Below are 15,438 nucleotides of genomic sequence, written 5' to 3' on the forward strand. Positions count from 1 at the left end.
CCGATCAGCGCTGCGTGCTTGCGCTCCGCTGACGCAAAGGCCAGTTCCCGTGAGGCTGCCTTGGCGCGAACACCGATGTCGTGCATAAGAGCGGGGATGTCTGTGAAATCTTTCATCGGTACAGCCTTTGAAGAGGTCGCAAGTGCGTATTTGAAAAGAGAAGATGCAGATCAGATCGCCATATCGTCGCGATGTATTACCACGGCGCGGCCTGGATAGCCCAGAATTTCCTCGATCTCGGCCGAGTTGTGGCCTTTGATCGCCTGCGCTTCGGTCGCGGTGTAGCGGCTGAGGCCCATGCCCAATTCGCGCCCGGTGGCATCCCGGATGGTCACCGGATCGCCGCGACCAAAGCTGCCAGTGACGGCAACGATGCCCGGCGGCAGCAACGACGTGCCGCGCTGAAGCGCGCGGGCCGCACCATCGTCGATGGTAAGCGCGCCCTGCGGTTTCATCGCGAGAATCCAGCGTTTGCGCGCCGCGTGCGGATCAAGCTGCGGCGTGAACCACGTGGCGCGGGTACCCTCTTCCAAAGCCTTCAGAGGATGCAGGCGCGAGCCTTCGGTGATCGCCATGGCACAGCCCGACGCAGTCGCGGTCTTGGCCGCCATCAGCTTGGTCTTCATCCCGCCCTTGGACAGGCCCGAACCGGCATCGCCTGCCATCGCCTCGATCTCGGGGGTGATGGCGTCGATCACCGGGAAGTACTCGGCAGTCGGGTCAACATGCGGGTTGGCGCTGTAGAAGCCATCTACATCCGACAGCAACACCAATTGGTCCGCCCCAACGGTCGCGGCAACCTGTGCGGCCAGTCGATCATTGTCGCCATAGCGGATCTCGTCGGTGGCGACGGTGTCATTCTCGTTCACGATCGGGATCACGCCAAAGCCGATCAGGGTTTCCAGCGTGGCGCGGCTGTTGAGATAGCGGCGACGGTCGGCGCTGTCTTCCAGCGTGACCAGCACCTGCGCGGTGGTCAGACCGTGCGGGTCAAGCACCTCTTCATAGGCACGGGCGAGACGGATTTGTCCGACAGCAGCAGCGGCCTGCGATTGTTCCAGCGGCAGCACGGTCAGCGGCAGTCCAAGCACACCCCGCCCCAAGGCGATGGAGCCAGAGGAGACAAGGATCACATCCGTGCCGCGTGCCTTGATCCGCGCCACATCTTCCGCAAGCGAGATCAGCCAGTCACGGCGCAAGGTGCCCTTGGCTTTATCGACCAGAAGCGCCGATCCGATTTTGACGACCAGTCGGCGCGCATCGCCTAGGGCTGCCACGATTCGGCCTCCTCGCTCAGGTGTTCGCGGGTGCGGGTTGTCTTGACGTATTTGCGCAGGGCGCGCAGCACCTCGGTCAGGCCTTCCTTGGACACGCCGGACATCAGCGTAACCTCGTGACCGGCTTTGCGTTCCAGCTCTTCCTTGAGGAATGCGCGTTCTTCATCGTCCAACGCGTCGATCTTGTTCAGCGCGGTGATCCGGGGTTTGTCGGCCAGACCTTCGCCATAGGCTTCGATTTCGTCGATGATGGTCTGATAATCCTCGAGCAGCGTGCCGGAGGTGCCATCGACAAGGTGCAGAAGCGCGGCGCAGCGTTCCACATGACCAAGAAACAGGTCACCGAGCCCCCTACCCTCATGGGCGCCCTCGATCAGTCCGGGAATGTCGGCCACGACGAATTCGGCATCATCGACCCCCACCACACCAAGATTGGGATGCAGCGTCGTGAACGGATAATCCGCCACTTTCGGCCGTGCGTTCGATGTCGCGGCAAGGAAAGTGGATTTGCCGGCATTCGGCAGGCCCAAAAGACCCACATCCGCGATCAGTTTGAGCCGCAGCCAGAGCGTGCGTTCCACGCCTTCCTGCCCTGGATTGGCGCGGCGCGGAGCCTGGTTGGTCGATGTCTTGAAGTGCAGGTTGCCCCAGCCACCATTGCCCCCCTTGGCCAGAAGAACACGCTGGCCAAGTTCGGTCATGTCAGCAATGACAGTGTCTTCATCCTCGTCAAGGATTTCGGTCCCGACCGGCACCTTGAGAACGATGTCCGCACCGTCAGCCCCCGTGCGCTGCCGCCCGGCGCCGGGGCGGCCATTGTCGGCAAAGAAATGCTGCTGGTAACGGAAATCGATCAGCGTGTTCAGCCCGTCAACCGCCTCGGCCCAGACATCGCCACCGCAGCCGCCATCGCCGCCATCGGGACCACCGAATTCGATGAATTTTTCGCGACGGAAACTGATGCAACCATTCCCGCCCGCGCCTGAGCGGACATAGACTTTGCAGAGGTCGAGGAACTTCATGTGTTAGCCTTTGTTCGAGCCTGTGCGCGGTCTATCCGGTTTGCGACCGCGCGTCAGCCCATACGTTTAAGATAGGTCCAGGTTTTGACCGTTGTGTTTCTCGCGACAGAGAAGGATTCCGCGTCGCCGATATATTCAAAGCCGCAATGCGTCAGAACGCGGGCCGAAGCCGGATTGTCCTGAAACACGCTGGCAAACATGGTTTCGTTGCCAAGGGGGTTTGCCGTCACAAGGGCCTCGACCGCTTCCGATGCGAGACCGGTGTTCCAGAACGGCGGCGCCACCCAATATCCGACTTCGGACTGGTTTCGATCCATCCGCTGGAGCGAGATCAGACCCATGACTTCCGCCCCGCCAAACGCGATGCCGTCAATCGCCCAGACGTCCTCATCGCGCTTCGCCGAGAGGCTCCGGTCGACAAACGCCTCTGCCGCGCCCGGTGGCAGCGGATGCGGGATCGAAGTCGTCATGAACGCAACGCGTTTGTCGCTGGCATAATGTTCGATCAACCCGACATCGGACGGTTGAAGCGGACGCAAGCAGAACCGATCTGTCTGAACGACAGGCTGGTTTACATGCAGGATGGTCTCCACGTTCATCTGCTCTCTCCTCATCGCAGATACTGGGCAGGCCCCCGTCCGGAAACGGAAAGAGGGACCGGCAACTTTGCCGATCCCCCCAGTTTTTTCCAAAACCCTTTAGGTCGGCTTACTCAGCGGCCTCCGCCGTTGGCAGGACCGAAATAAAGGTGCGGCCCTTGAGGCCTTTGTGGAACGTCACGTTGCCGTCGACAGTTGCGAAGATCGTGTGATCTTTGCCCATACCAACGCCATTGCCCGGCCAGAATTTAGTGCCGCGCTGACGCACGATGATGTTTCCAGGGATCGCGGACTGGCCACCGTAGAGTTTGACGCCAAGACGGCGTCCGGCAGAGTCGCGACCGTTGCGGGATGAACCGCCTGCTTTTTTATGTGCCATGGGTCAGGTCTCCTTACTTCGATGCCAGTTCTTTGGCCTGTTCGAACCAGCCTTCACGCTCGATCCGGCCTTTGAACGAAAGCTTTTCGCCGAATTCTTCGACGTCTGCGTCTGTCCATGCTGCGATCTGAGCAAAGGTTGTAACCCCTGCTTCGTGCAGCTTTTTCTCAAGTGCGGGGCCAACGCCCGAGAGCAGCTTGAGGTCGTCCGCGCCAGCGGCGGCTGCCTTGGGCGCGTCAGCAGCCTTTTCGGCTTTCGGAGCAGCGGCTTTCTTCGGCGCGGCAGCGGCAACAGCCACGCCCGCGACAGAGCCTGCGCCCACAGCAGCTTTCACACCCGACTTGTCCGCGCCAGAGGCGAGGATGTCGAGAACGCGCACCAGCGTCAGTTTCTGACGGTGGCCACGGGTCCGCTTGGAGCTGTGCTTCCGGCGGCGCTTGACGAAGTTGATGACCTTGTCGGCCTTCACCTGATCGACAACCTCGGCCTGAACGGCGGCACCGCTCACCAGAGGCGCACCGACAACAACCGTGTCGCCACCGAGCATCAGAATTTCATTGAACTGGATTTTCTCGCCTGCATCGGCAGCCAGTTTTTCGACACGCAGAATATCGCCCGACTGGACTTTGTACTGCTTGCCGCCGGTTTTCATCACCGCGAACATCGTGTTCTTCCTTTGTCACCCGCGTCCTGTGGCCCCGCTTGGCGGAGTTTTTGGGTCTCTGGACCCGCCTCGAACTGCGTGCCCCGTCAGGGACATCGTTATCATCAAAAACAAAAGGCGGGACCGAAGCCCCGACTTTCGTGTGGGCGGCTTATGGAATCCCGTGCCGCATTTGTCAACGCGTTTCGCGCCTAGAGTTCCTGCACCTGCATCTGCCGCGCCACGGCCATGCCAAGGGCGTAGGAAATGTCGTCATACATCTTGTTGAAACCGGCAAACAAGGCCCGGTTCAGCGCACGACCAGCTTCGGTCCGGGACAGCTCGGTATAGTCCTCGACAACACCATCTTCGAGCGGGCGATAGGCCATCAGCAAAAAGGCAAAGACCCATTCACGCGTATCGGCGCGGGTTTCCTCTTCGGCGGACCACACTTCGGTAAGGATATCCGCCTCGCTCATGTTGAGCGCGCCACCGTCCACAAGACCGAGATAGAACATGTAATTTGCGTTCAGCGCTCCGACGAGATTGGCCTCAATCAGGTCGTTGGTTTCGACGAAGTCCGTGATCGCGGCAAGCGGTGCGGAATCGGTGCCCTCAAGGTCAAGAAACGCAGCACGGGCCGCATCCTCAATTTCATCCTCGCGCATGGCGTTGCGCGCGCTCAGCTCGAGACTGACAATCTGTTGGCCGGTTTGAGACCCGAAGAAGTCCAGCAGCGGCGCAGTATCGGCGTCGCCGAACTCTTTGGCAAACACCTTCTGAACGGTGGCCAGCATGCGGTCTTCGTCGTAGATACGGTCGACCGTCGCGATCCAACCTGCCGTGACCCCGCTGGGGACCATGTTGGTCGCAAGGGTTTCGCCGTATTCGACCCCTTCTTCCCGCATGATATCGACGATCTGCGGCACACCAAGCGCATTCAGCAAGTCGTTCGTAGGAGTGGCCCATGCGGGCACGGACCATGCAATCAGCGCCACCCCGGTCGCCGCAGTCCGCAACATCGTCCCGATCATTTCAGCCCTCCTTACCTGTTGCATTCATACCTATGCTGCGTGACGAAGTTTTCCAACCCACGCCAACGATCACAGACATGTACAGTTCATGCGAAATAGAGGTTGCGCCCGTCAGGCGCAAAAGCTAAACGGCGCTCCAGATCCCCGCGGAGAGGTGCCGGAGTGGTCGAACGGGGCGGTCTCGAAAACCGTTGTGGGCGCAAGTCCACCCAGGGTTCGAATCCCTGTCTCTCCGCCAATCATCCTTAAAGGTTGGTGTATTTGGCCAAAATTGGGTGTGAACCGCCCTGATGAGCCCTGCATACGCGCTCAGGCGCGAAGGTTTCTTAGCAGGCTTGTTGCCAGAAACGTCAAGGCAGCGACACAGACGATGGACGGACCTGCCGGAGTGTCGAACACGTAGGCTGATTGCAGCCCCACAACAGCCGATACAGCGCCTATGACCGCCGCCGCGACAGCCATCTGTTCGGGTGTGCGAGACACGGGGCGCGCGGCTGCCGCGGGGATGATCAGCATCGCGGCAATCAACAGGACCCCGACGACCTTGATCGCCACAGCGACCGTGATCGCGAGAGCCAGCGTCAGGAACAACTGCTCACGCCGGGGGTCTATTCCACTGGCGTAGGCCAGCTCCTCGCTGAGCGTTGCAGTGAGCAAAGCCGACCAGCGCCATGCCATCAGCACCACCACCATTGCCGCGCCGCCCCAGATGACCGCAAGATCGGCGCGTGACACCGCAAGGATGTCGCCAAAAAGATAGGCCATCAGGTCAATCCGGATGCCGGACAGGAAGGAGACCGCGACAAGGCCAAAGGCCAGCGCGGAATGGGCCAGAACGCCAAGCAGCGTGTCCATCGCATAGCCGCGCCCGGACAACATCGTCACAGCCAGCGCCATGGCAAGGGCCACGGCCATCGCACCCGCGAAGATCGACATCTGCAACGCAAGCGACAAGGCCACGCCCAGAATCGCGGCATGCGCCGTGGCATCACCGAAATAGGCCATCCGCCGCCAGACAACAAAACTGCCCAAGGGAGCCGCCGCAAATGCCACACCCGTTCCGGCGAGAACGGCGCGGGTCATGAAATCATCGAGCATTATTCAGCGGCCTCGGTCTTTTTCTTATGGTCGTGATGTGCGTGATCATGGTCGTGCTCGCAGGCCTCGTCATGCGCGTGGTCGTGCTCGTGACGATAGAGTGCCAAAGCGCCCCCGGTGCCAGTGCCGAACAAAGCCCGGTATTCAGGTGCTGCAGACACGATCTCGGGTGTGCCCTCGCAACAGACATGCCCGTTAAGGCACACGACGCGGTCTGATGCGCTCATCACCACGTGCAATTCGTGGCTGATCATCAGGATGGCACAGCCGGTGCGGTGCCGAACCCGTTCGATCTGGAGATAGAAGGCTGCCGAGCCGGGCTGATCAAGGCCCTGGGTCGCTTCGTCGAGAAGCAGCAGATCCGGCTTGTCGATCAGGGCACGAGCAAGAAGGACACGCTGGAATTGACCACCGGACAATCCCGACATCTGGCGCTCCGACAGGTCCGGAACTCCTGCCTCTTCCAAAGCAAGAGCACAGTCCGCCTTGCCATGGCCGCCCGGCAACCGAAGGAACCGTTCAACCGTGATCGGGAGCGTCGGATCAATATGCAGTTTTTGCGGAACATACCCGATGCGCAAGCCGGGCTTACGCCGGATTTGGCCGGAATCCGGACGCACCGCGCCGATCAGCGCCCGCAACAAAGTGGTCTTTCCCGACCCGTTCGGGCCGACAATTGTCACGATCTCGCCGGGTTCGATTGACAGGGACACGTTGCGCAACACGGTGTTGGCCCCGTAACCAACGCTGATACGGTCCAGTGAGACCAGGCTCATGCTTCAACCTTTTCCGCGCAGCTTGGGCAGATGCCCTCGGCTTCGACCACAGTACGTTCGATCTGGAAACCAGCAGCGCGGGCTGCATCGCCCAACGCACCACGCGACGGAGCGGATTGGGCCTCGGCCACCGATTGGCACATCCGGCAAATCATGAAAGCTGGCGAGTGTACCGCTCCAGGATGGGCGCAGGCGATGAAGGCGTTCAGGCGTTCGATCTTGTGAGCAAATCCGTTGGCGACCAGAAATTCCAAAGCCCGGTAGGCAACAGGCGGCTGCGACCCGAACCCGGCATCGCGAAGCCGATCGAGCATTTCATAGGCGCCGACGGCACGATGCTCTTGCAACAGGATCTCGAGTGCCTGCCTGCGCACGGGCGTAAATCGCAGCCCCTCGGTGGCACAATAGGTCTCCGCAGCGGCAAGGGCGGATGAGATACACCCTGCATGATCGTGGGTTTCGAATCCCACGGGATCGCTCGGCGTCTTTGCCGTCCTTTCGCCACTTGTCATGTTATTACATTTCCTGTATCCGATCCGTAACGTTATAAAATCACATGGAGTCGCACATGTCCAGAAACCTCTTGTTGTCTCTGACGGCGTCATCGGCCCTGCTCGGCGGCGCAGCTTGGGCAGACGTGCCCAAGGTTGCGGCCGACATCGCGCCGGTGCATTCCCTTGTATCGCGGGTGATGCAGGGTGTTGGGGAACCTGCGCTGATCGTACCTCCTGGGGCGACACCGCATGAATACTCCCTGCGACCGTCCGAAGCTTCGGCGCTTCAGGCGTCGGATCTCGTTTTCTGGATCGGACCAGACCTGACACCATGGATGAATGACGCGATCCAGACGCTGGCAGCGAATGCCTCGGTCACCGCCTTGATGGAGGTCGATGGAACAACCGAACTGCCCTTCCGCGAAAGCGTATTGTTCGAAGCGCATTCCCATGCGGAAGACGACGCGCATGACCATGACGAAGATCACGGGCACGGCGACGATCACGGGCATGAGGACGCTCATGACCATGACCATGACCATGACGAAAAAGCCCACGACGATCATGGGCACGACCACGGGCATGGTGCTCACGACCCCCATGCCTGGCTGTCCCCCGACAATGGGGCGGTCTGGTTGAATGCAATCGCGGCACAATTGTCCGCCGCCGATCCTGACAATGCCGGAACATATTACGCCAACGCCGCTGCGGCCAAAGAAGAGTTGGACACTCTGATAACAGAGATCAACACTATCCTCGATCCGGTACGCGGGCGGAACTTCATCGTGTTCCACGATGCCTACCAGTACTTCGAAACGTCTTTCGGATTGCCAGCCTCTGGTGCGATCTCGATTTCGGATGCGACGGATCCCAGCCCTGCCCGCATTGCCGCGATCCAGGCGAGGGTGAAGGAACAGGATGTGACCTGCGTGCTGTCTGAACCTCAATTCGATCCGAAGATCGTGGCGGCTGTGATGGATGGCTCTGAGGCGCGCACAGGAGTTCTCGATCCGCTGGGGTCCGATCTTGAACCGGGTTCCGATCTGTATGGTGCGGTTCTGCGCAATCTGGCGGTTGCCTTGGCCGATTGCCTTTGAGCGCGCCTCCCGAAAGGGAAACCCGTCACGAGACAGTTCAGACGGACGCTCATTTCGGATGAAGCGGCCAGTCGCGCTAATGCCGTGGATTACCACCGCGCCTGCGCAAGTGCCCCCAAATGGTCGGGCAAGTCACAGAAACGTGTGATTTGCCGGGCTTGTGCACAGTAGGTGTCTTTGGCACGCGCAGGCACAAGATCGGGAAAAAGCGCGGAGATTTCCTGCCGTGCCTCGGCGGTCAGCGCACTGACGGCCTGAGGACCGGGATAAAAGCTCTCGGTGGCGGCACCGTTGGCAAAGATGATCTGATGCGCCCCGAACGCGAGGTGGAAATAGCTGACAGCCCGACAGCCCTGCATGACCCGCGCCTTGCCACCGCGCATCTTCGCGAGATGCGTTGCCCGCACCAGTTGTTCGTCACCGTCTTCGGTTCGGAACAGAACCGCATGCTGCGGCGACATGATCAAGGGCGCATGTGCACCGATCAGGTCCGGCGCAAGACGGATCGGGCGCAGTTTGGGCGCACGTGTGAGGTCGGCCCTGCCAAGCTTTCGGGACGCCACCCAGACCAATGGCTGCGGGCCGTTGTCACGCGTGACGATCATCGCTCCGGGTGACAGACGTTCGAGTGGAACCTCGCCCTGCGTTGTCAGGATCAATGTCCCTCGGGCGAAACAGACGACGCCTGTATTGTCAGTCGTAAAGAAACTGTTGTCCGCTGAGGCACCTCTAAAGACAATGCCCTGACCGGACACGAACTGGCTGTTGTTCGAATAATCGGTCGTGTTGCCTTTGGTGTCGGTGGTGTTGGATTGGTTCAGGATCCCGTCGTCGGCCTGATCCGCCCACACCTCGAATATGGTGTCATAATAGCTGGTCAGGTCGATGTAGTCGTTGTTGGTTGCGTCCGCGTCACCCAGTGCGCCGGTATTTCCACTGTTGAAGTCACTGATGGTGTCCAGACCATCGCCCGGGACGACGATGAACAGGTCGTCTCCATCGCCCCCGGTCAGACTGTCATTGTCCGCACCACCTTGAAGCGTGTCAGCCCCCGAGCCGCCAATGAGGGTGTCATTGCCAGCCAAACCGGCCAGTGACAGACCGCTGTTATCCAGCGCAGCATCAATGCTGTCAGCCTGGCCAGACCCATAGACCTCTTCAATCTGGGCAAATGTGCCGCCATCGCCGTCAGAATCCGAGTAAATGCCCGCCTCATTGCCGTTGAACACGACCGTGGCCGCGTCATTCGAGAGGACAAAGGACAAGCGGTCGACATCCGTGCCATCGATATCTTCGCCACCGATCACGGTGGCCTGTCCATAGCCCACCTCGATGGTGTCCGACCCGTCGCCGCCATCAAGCGTTGCATTCCAGAAGCTGTCGATCAGCAGATCGTCGCCGTTGCCACCGACAAGTGTGTCGCCAGCACCCGTGTTGTTGCCTGCGACCAGAGTGTCGTTGCCGTCGCCCCCGAAAATCAGGTCATCGCCGGCCCCACCATCAAGACTGTCATCGCCCTGAACACCGTCCAGCGTGTCATTTCCACTGCCGCCGAGGATGGTGTCATTGTCGCCACCGCCGGACAGGCTGTCATTGCCTCCGCCGCCTTCAATCCGGTCGCTTCCCGACCCCCCAAAGATCGTATCGTTGCCGCTCCCCGAGAAGATGTTATCGTTTCCGCCCTGCCCGTCCAGAACGTTCGCGCCTGACGTATTCGACAGGTTGAAAACGTCATTCCCGTCGTCCCCGTCAATGATGAGGCCAACCGTATCGAACCCGCCATTGACCGTGTCATTGCCGCTGCCAAGATCCAGCTCTTCGATACCCGTGAACGTGATCGTGCTGATGCCATCGCTGATGGTTCCGGCTTCGGCCCCCGTGATGTTGACCGTAAGCGCGGCAGTGTCGGGCCCGATGTCGACCCGGTCAACATCACGGCCGCCTGCGGTTGTCGTTTCACCACCCGTGATGACCACATTGCCAAGGGTGCGGATGTCGAAGAAGTCCGCGTCCGCCCCTCCGTCCAGCGTGTCAGCGCCGCCCTCAATCGCAAAGATCGTGTCGGCCCCGTCACCGCCAACGGCCAGATTGTTGCCTCGGCCGACCTTGAGGTAGTCCTCTCCTGCACCACCGAGGATGGTGTCGTCGCCCGTCAGATCTTCGAGGTAATCGTTGCCGTCACCACCATCGATCGTGTCGTTGCCCTGACCGCCAAGGATCGTGTCATCGCCGCCGCGGCCTTCGATCCACGCGCCGACGCCATCGGCAACCGGATCAACGAAATCCGCACCTTCGGTGAGGATCAGGTGTTCGATCTGGCTGAATGTGATCGTGTTAGTGCCGTCGGTGATCGTTCCGGCCTCGTTGCCGGTATATGTGACCGTGACCGGTGTGGTGACTGCGGTCAGGTCGATGGTATCCAGATCGACGGCCCCTTCGCCGCCGATGATGGTGTCTTGTCCAAACGCATCCTGAACGATGAAAAGGTCCGACCCATCTGCGCCGGTCAGGCTGTCATTGCCGGTGCCGCCAAGGATTGTGTCGTCGCCATAGCCGCCGTCGATGGTATCAGCACCGGCACCACCGGCGATACTGTCATCCCCGAATTCGCCATAGATGATGTCGTTGCCCGCACCGCCATCGATTGTGTCGTTCAACCCGTCTGCACCGTAAACGACGGTTTGATTGCCCCCTTCGATGAGTTCGAGATACCAGCCACCGGGTGCGCGCAGCACAAAATTGTCACCGGTCGTCGCGGCCTGATTGACGGTCTGACCCGACGCGATGCTTTGCCTGAATTCAAGCACGCCGCTGGTGTTGATGTACCAAAGCTCGATTGGGCCTTCGGCCGTATTCGTCACTGTCAGATTGGTCGCGGTACCCGCCGTCGACGGGTAATCCGAAAGAGCGAACCACATGTTGTCGCCGCGGATGGTGTCGTCCCCGCCGCCGCCAAGCAAACTGTCCGAGCCGCTGCCACCGGTCACATAATCGTTGTCCAGACCCCCGTCGAGCGTGTCGGCCCCGGCATCGCCGGTCAGCGTGTCCGCACCGCTTCCACCGACAATGCTGTCGTTCCCGGCTTGTCCCTTGAGGTAGTCAGCACCTGCGCCGCCATCAATCGTGTCAGCCCCGGCACCAGCATGGACAGAGTCGTTGCCAGCGTCCGTGTAAAGCCAATCTGCACCAGAACCGCCGATGAGTGTATCATCGCCGTCAAGCGAAAAAACGGCGACACCAGTGGAGGTGTCCGACGCATCGTAGGTGTCGGCATAAAGTGTGCCCGACGATTGTTCGATCGAGGTGAAGGTGCCGGTGGATGTCGTCGTGTTGAAATCGTAGGTGCCCGCGCCCTCCCCGGTCCAGGTGACGGTGACGCCAGACGTGCTGGTTGGTGTGGCAAAGACCAGTTGGTCATAGCCCGATCCACCATCAATCGTATTGGTGTCGTGATCATCCGAAACGGCGATGACGTCATTTCCAGCATCGCCAAACACGGTATCGGAGCCAGCGCCAGATTGAAGGTGATCATCGCCGTCGCCCCCGAGAATGCTGTCATTCCCGTTGCCACCGATGATCGAGTCTGCGCCATCGCCACCATAGAGAGTGTCGTTCTGGTTTCCTCCGTCGATCGTATCGTTTCCAAGGCCACCGTAAACGACGTCATTCCCGTCGTCGGGATTGACGAAATCGTCGCCATCGCCGGCAAGAACAAAGTCATCCCCAGTAGAGATGGCGTCCCCTTCGGCATCGACATAGCCGGATGTGAGCGTGATCGTGTCACTACCAATCGTGCCATCGACCACGGTCTTGAAATCACCCGCAATCCGGTCGGCTCCCATGTCGCCATTGTCAACGAGTACGGAATTCAGACTGAGCGAGGTGATTGGCTTGGCCGTGAGCGCGGCCTGGTCGGCATTCAGCGCCAGTTCAGGCGCAAGATAGGTATTTCCGGTAACGTCCTGAAAGACGACAGCCGAAATGGTCGCGGTTGTACCATCGAAATAGGTGATGGTTGCATCGTAAACCGAAAGCGCATCAAAGTTTTGTACCGTTCCGCCGTTGATCCGAAACGAGTCGTATTCTGCAATCAACCCAAGCAGATCACGGTTGTCCGTGTCGTAGGTCGCGTTGTCATCGAAGCCCAGAAAATTGGCCGACAGCGTCTGCACATTCTCGCTCAGCGGGCTGGCTGCCGTGCCGTAGCTGCCCAGCAAACCGGCCGCATTCTCAGCAATCTCGTTACCCTGAGTCGTGTCAATCAGAGGTAAGGTGCCAAGGAAAATGACGTCGAATGTGGTTGCCATTTATCGTGACTCCGGAGCCGGGCTCATCGAACCAAACGGTTCCTAAGCGCCCGGTCTTAAGGAAATCTGAATTTTATTTTCTGCTCCCCTCCCGTCTGTTAGCCGGAGGCAGTACGGTCAAATGTGCGTATGACGACCTGCACTATCCAAAGTGGTAGATTGCCCTCTTTCGACACAAGTGCCGGTCACGCCACCATGTTTAAAAACGCTTCCGAGCGCGGGATGTTGCCTGCAGGCACAAGCACGCGCACAGAGCTCTGGCGCGTTACCTGCGGTCGATTTCGTACTCAGCACTGCGCCTGACGTCGCTAGCCGCAGAGCGTTGTTCCGGCTGGCACATCTCGTCGCGACGCACCGCCCAGCCGGTCCGCCACACAAGCCCGGCAATGATGACGGTGAGCAAGAGCAGCAAAGTCCAGCCAATCGCGGTGAACACAGAAGCACCGGACAAAGCCCCGAACCTGAACGACGCAATCGTCATGGCCGCGATGGGGAAGGACAGAGCCCAGAAGGACAGTGCAAACGGAAGCCGCAAGAGCCCCCTCGCCTGAAGCAGCACCAGAGCTGTGAAGAAAAGCGCCAGATTGTAGAGGACACGCGCCAACGGATCGAGCACCCCGCCATTCAGTTGCAGCCAAGCAAGAAAAGCCACCGCGGGTGGCGCGATCAGGATGGTCAAAGTCGGGCGGAGTTTTCCCGGCAAAGGATCGTGGAACACCAAACGGTTGAATACGAGTGTCAACAGCACGATCCAGAACAGCAGGCCGATCGCGAAGAAATACCAGCTCGCCTCCACAAACCCCAAGGGCACACCCGCAATCGGCGCAATCACATTGCCGACCGCCGGGATGAACCACGCAGGCGACATCTGACCCACACCAAAGCCGCGATGGCTGATCCAGCTTGTCACGATGGCCAGTGTCAGAACCGCCTGCCCCACAGCGCCGATCCCCCAGATGATCGCAGCCAAATCGGACATGGAGCCGCGCAGGGCGATTGCCGCCAGAAGCAGCGATATGCTGATCGCCGGAAAGAAGGCAAGCTTGATCGGGTGGTTCCATTCGGCCGCCACGGCGGTGGGATAGCGGACAGCCTTAATGATGTAGAGGACAGCCTGGGTCGCAAAGACCGCGGCCGCAAAGGCGGCAATTCCATGCCCAACCGTGTTGAACCCCGCCGCCTCGACCGCCAGAGATGTGCCCATCAACCCCATCACCGCGCTGAAGAACGCTACCGGGAAATGCTCAAGCCGATTGTGCGGCATCGGGGTCTCTGTCGATGTCTGGGTCATCACTCTGTCTCCTGACGGTGGTGGTCTGACTACTCTGCCGCTTTTTCCGTATCGGCAGGCGGCACAATCGCGCGCCACGCATCATATTGCGACAGGTACACCCGTCCGTTCAGCTCGTGCAGGAAATGCGTGGCTTTCAACCGGTCCATCACCGGGCCTTTGACTTCGGACAGGTGCAGGCCGATACCCAGTTCGGTCAAACGCTGGTTGATCGCCTCAAGGCTTTCAAGCGCCGAGAAATCCACCTCGTTCACCGCCGAGAACATCAGGATCACGTTCTTGATCGCACAGACTTCGGATACCCGCGCCTGCACAAGGTCTTCAAGGAACCGCGCGTTCACGAAATAGAGGCTCTCATCTACACGCAGGCTCAGCACGGTCGGGTCGGTTTCCACGTTGTGACGGTGGATATTGCGGAAATGCTGGGTGCCCGGCACAAGCCCGACTTCGGCCACGTGCGGACGCGAGGTCTTGTAGAGATGCAGCAGGATCGAAATGCCCACGCCCGAGGCCACCCCCACCTCGACGCCCATGGTCAGGGTGAGCAGGATCGTGGCGCTGACAGCGGCGAAATCGGCTTTGGAATAGTCCCATGTTTTTCTGAGGATCGAGAAATCGACAAGGCTCAGAACGGCCACAACGATGGTTGCGGCCAGTGTCGCATTGGGGAGGTAATAGACAAGCGGCGTCAGCGCGACAGCAGCGATGGCCAGACCGACTGCCGTGTAAGCGCCCGCAGCGGGTGTTTCGGCACCGGCGTCGTAATTGACGACCGACCGCGCAAACCCGCCGGTGACGGGATAGCCGCCCGTGAACGCCGCGCCGATATTGGCGGCCCCCAGCCCGATCAATTCCTGATCCGGGTCGATCCGCTGACGCTTTTTCGCGGCAAGGGTTTGCGCCACCGACACTGACTCCACAAAGCCAATGATTGAAATCAGGATGGCGGGCATCAGCAATTGACCAATCAGGTCCGGCGACAACCCCGGCAAGGTGAACGGCGGCAGCCCCTGCGGCACGTCGCCCACGATTTTCACACCCTTATCGTTCAGGCCAAACAGCCAGACCGAGATTGTGGTCACGGCAACAGCTGCCACCGGACCGGCTTTTGTCAGCACATCCGCCAGTTTCGGCGAGGCACCAAGACGCCGCAACATCGGCTTCAATCCTTTGCGGACCCAGAACAGGAATGCCGTCGCAGAAACGCCGATGATCACGGTGATGAGGTTGGTCTGATCCAAATGCTCGAAGATCGACAGCAGGAGTTCGGGCAAGGTGTGCCCATGTGCTGACACGCCCAAGAGGTGCTTCAACTGGCTGAACGCGATCAGGATGCCCGACGCGGTGATGAACCCCGCGATCACCGGATGGCTGAGGAAGTTCGCCAGAAAGCCAAGCCGCAACACCCCCAAAAGCACGAG

General features: G+C 60.1%; 13 protein-coding genes and 1 tRNA gene. 2 read left to right on the forward strand and 12 right to left on the reverse strand.

Annotated features, from left to right (window positions below; all coding sequences use genetic code 11):
* Positions 1-170: 170 nt before the first annotated feature.
* The 6 genes from proB to JJ869_RS16775 form a co-directional block, all read right to left on the reverse strand.
* Entirely contained in the window at positions 171-1,277 is a 1,107-nt protein-coding gene (proB, locus tag JJ869_RS16750) for a glutamate 5-kinase (RefSeq protein ID WP_292268755.1), read from the reverse strand.
* Entirely contained in the window at positions 1,265-2,299 is a 1,035-nt protein-coding gene (obgE, locus tag JJ869_RS16755) for a GTPase ObgE (RefSeq protein WP_292268756.1), read from the reverse strand. The genes proB and obgE overlap by 13 nt, the downstream gene beginning before the upstream one ends.
* A gap of 53 nt (positions 2,300-2,352) precedes the next feature.
* Positions 2,353-2,898 carry a GNAT family N-acetyltransferase gene (locus JJ869_RS16760; protein ID WP_292268758.1) on the reverse strand — a complete coding sequence of 182 codons (546 nt, stop codon included), beginning with the start codon at positions 2,896-2,898 and terminating at the stop codon, positions 2,353-2,355.
* A 109-nt stretch (positions 2,899-3,007) separates the two neighbouring features.
* Positions 3,008-3,277, reverse strand: coding sequence for a 50S ribosomal protein L27 (gene rpmA, locus JJ869_RS16765; protein ID WP_085631097.1), 270 nt, complete (start codon positions 3,275-3,277; stop codon positions 3,008-3,010).
* Between the two features lie 13 nt (positions 3,278-3,290).
* Entirely contained in the window at positions 3,291-3,941 is a 651-nt protein-coding gene (locus tag JJ869_RS16770) for a 50S ribosomal protein L21 (protein WP_292268761.1), read from the reverse strand.
* A 191-nt stretch (positions 3,942-4,132) separates the two neighbouring features.
* Positions 4,133-4,954: a DUF2059 domain-containing protein gene (locus JJ869_RS16775; protein ID WP_292268763.1), complete on the reverse strand. Its 822-nt coding sequence runs from the start codon at positions 4,952-4,954 to the stop codon at positions 4,133-4,135.
* 148 nt (positions 4,955-5,102) lie between these two features.
* Here JJ869_RS16775 and JJ869_RS16780 point away from each other — a divergent pair.
* Positions 5,103-5,192, forward strand: a tRNA-Ser gene (locus JJ869_RS16780).
* 71 nt (positions 5,193-5,263) lie between these two features.
* On the opposite strand, the gene JJ869_RS16785 is transcribed toward JJ869_RS16780, so the two are convergent.
* The 3 genes from JJ869_RS16785 to JJ869_RS16795 are packed head-to-tail and all read right to left on the reverse strand — an operon-like array spanning position 5,264 to position 7,340.
* A complete protein-coding gene (locus tag JJ869_RS16785) occupies positions 5,264-6,052 on the reverse strand; it encodes an iron chelate uptake ABC transporter family permease subunit (RefSeq protein WP_292268765.1) in 789 nt (262 codons plus the stop codon).
* Complete coding sequence (locus tag JJ869_RS16790) at positions 6,052-6,828, reverse strand: ATP-binding cassette domain-containing protein (RefSeq protein WP_292268766.1); 777 nt, start codon at positions 6,826-6,828, stop codon at positions 6,052-6,054. The genes JJ869_RS16785 and JJ869_RS16790 overlap by 1 nt, the downstream gene beginning before the upstream one ends.
* Positions 6,825-7,340: a transcriptional repressor gene (locus tag JJ869_RS16795; RefSeq protein WP_292268767.1), complete on the reverse strand. Its 516-nt coding sequence runs from the start codon at positions 7,338-7,340 to the stop codon at positions 6,825-6,827. The genes JJ869_RS16790 and JJ869_RS16795 overlap by 4 nt, the downstream gene beginning before the upstream one ends.
* Before the next feature lie 56 nt (positions 7,341-7,396).
* Here JJ869_RS16795 and JJ869_RS16800 point away from each other — a divergent pair, with 56 nt between their 5' ends.
* Positions 7,397-8,419, forward strand: a complete 1,023-nt coding sequence (locus JJ869_RS16800; RefSeq protein WP_292268769.1) for a zinc ABC transporter substrate-binding protein — start codon at positions 7,397-7,399, stop codon at positions 8,417-8,419.
* Between the two features lie 89 nt (positions 8,420-8,508).
* On the opposite strand, the gene JJ869_RS16805 is transcribed toward JJ869_RS16800, so the two are convergent.
* From JJ869_RS16805 to JJ869_RS16815, 3 genes are all read right to left on the reverse strand, one after another.
* Positions 8,509-12,726 (reverse strand): Hint domain-containing protein, encoded by a 4,218-nt coding sequence (locus tag JJ869_RS16805; protein WP_292268770.1) that lies wholly within the window; start codon positions 12,724-12,726, stop codon positions 8,509-8,511.
* A gap of 265 nt (positions 12,727-12,991) precedes the next feature.
* Positions 12,992-14,017, reverse strand: a complete 1,026-nt coding sequence (locus JJ869_RS16810) for an SLAC1 anion channel family protein (protein WP_292268771.1) — start codon at positions 14,015-14,017, stop codon at positions 12,992-12,994.
* A gap of 29 nt (positions 14,018-14,046) precedes the next feature.
* The coding region (locus tag JJ869_RS16815) for a SulP family inorganic anion transporter (protein ID WP_292268772.1) at positions 14,047-15,438 on the reverse strand (1,392 nt) is incomplete at its 5' end.

Source organism: Marivita sp. (assembly GCF_017643905.1).
Lineage (GTDB): Bacteria > Pseudomonadota > Alphaproteobacteria > Rhodobacterales > Rhodobacteraceae > Marivita.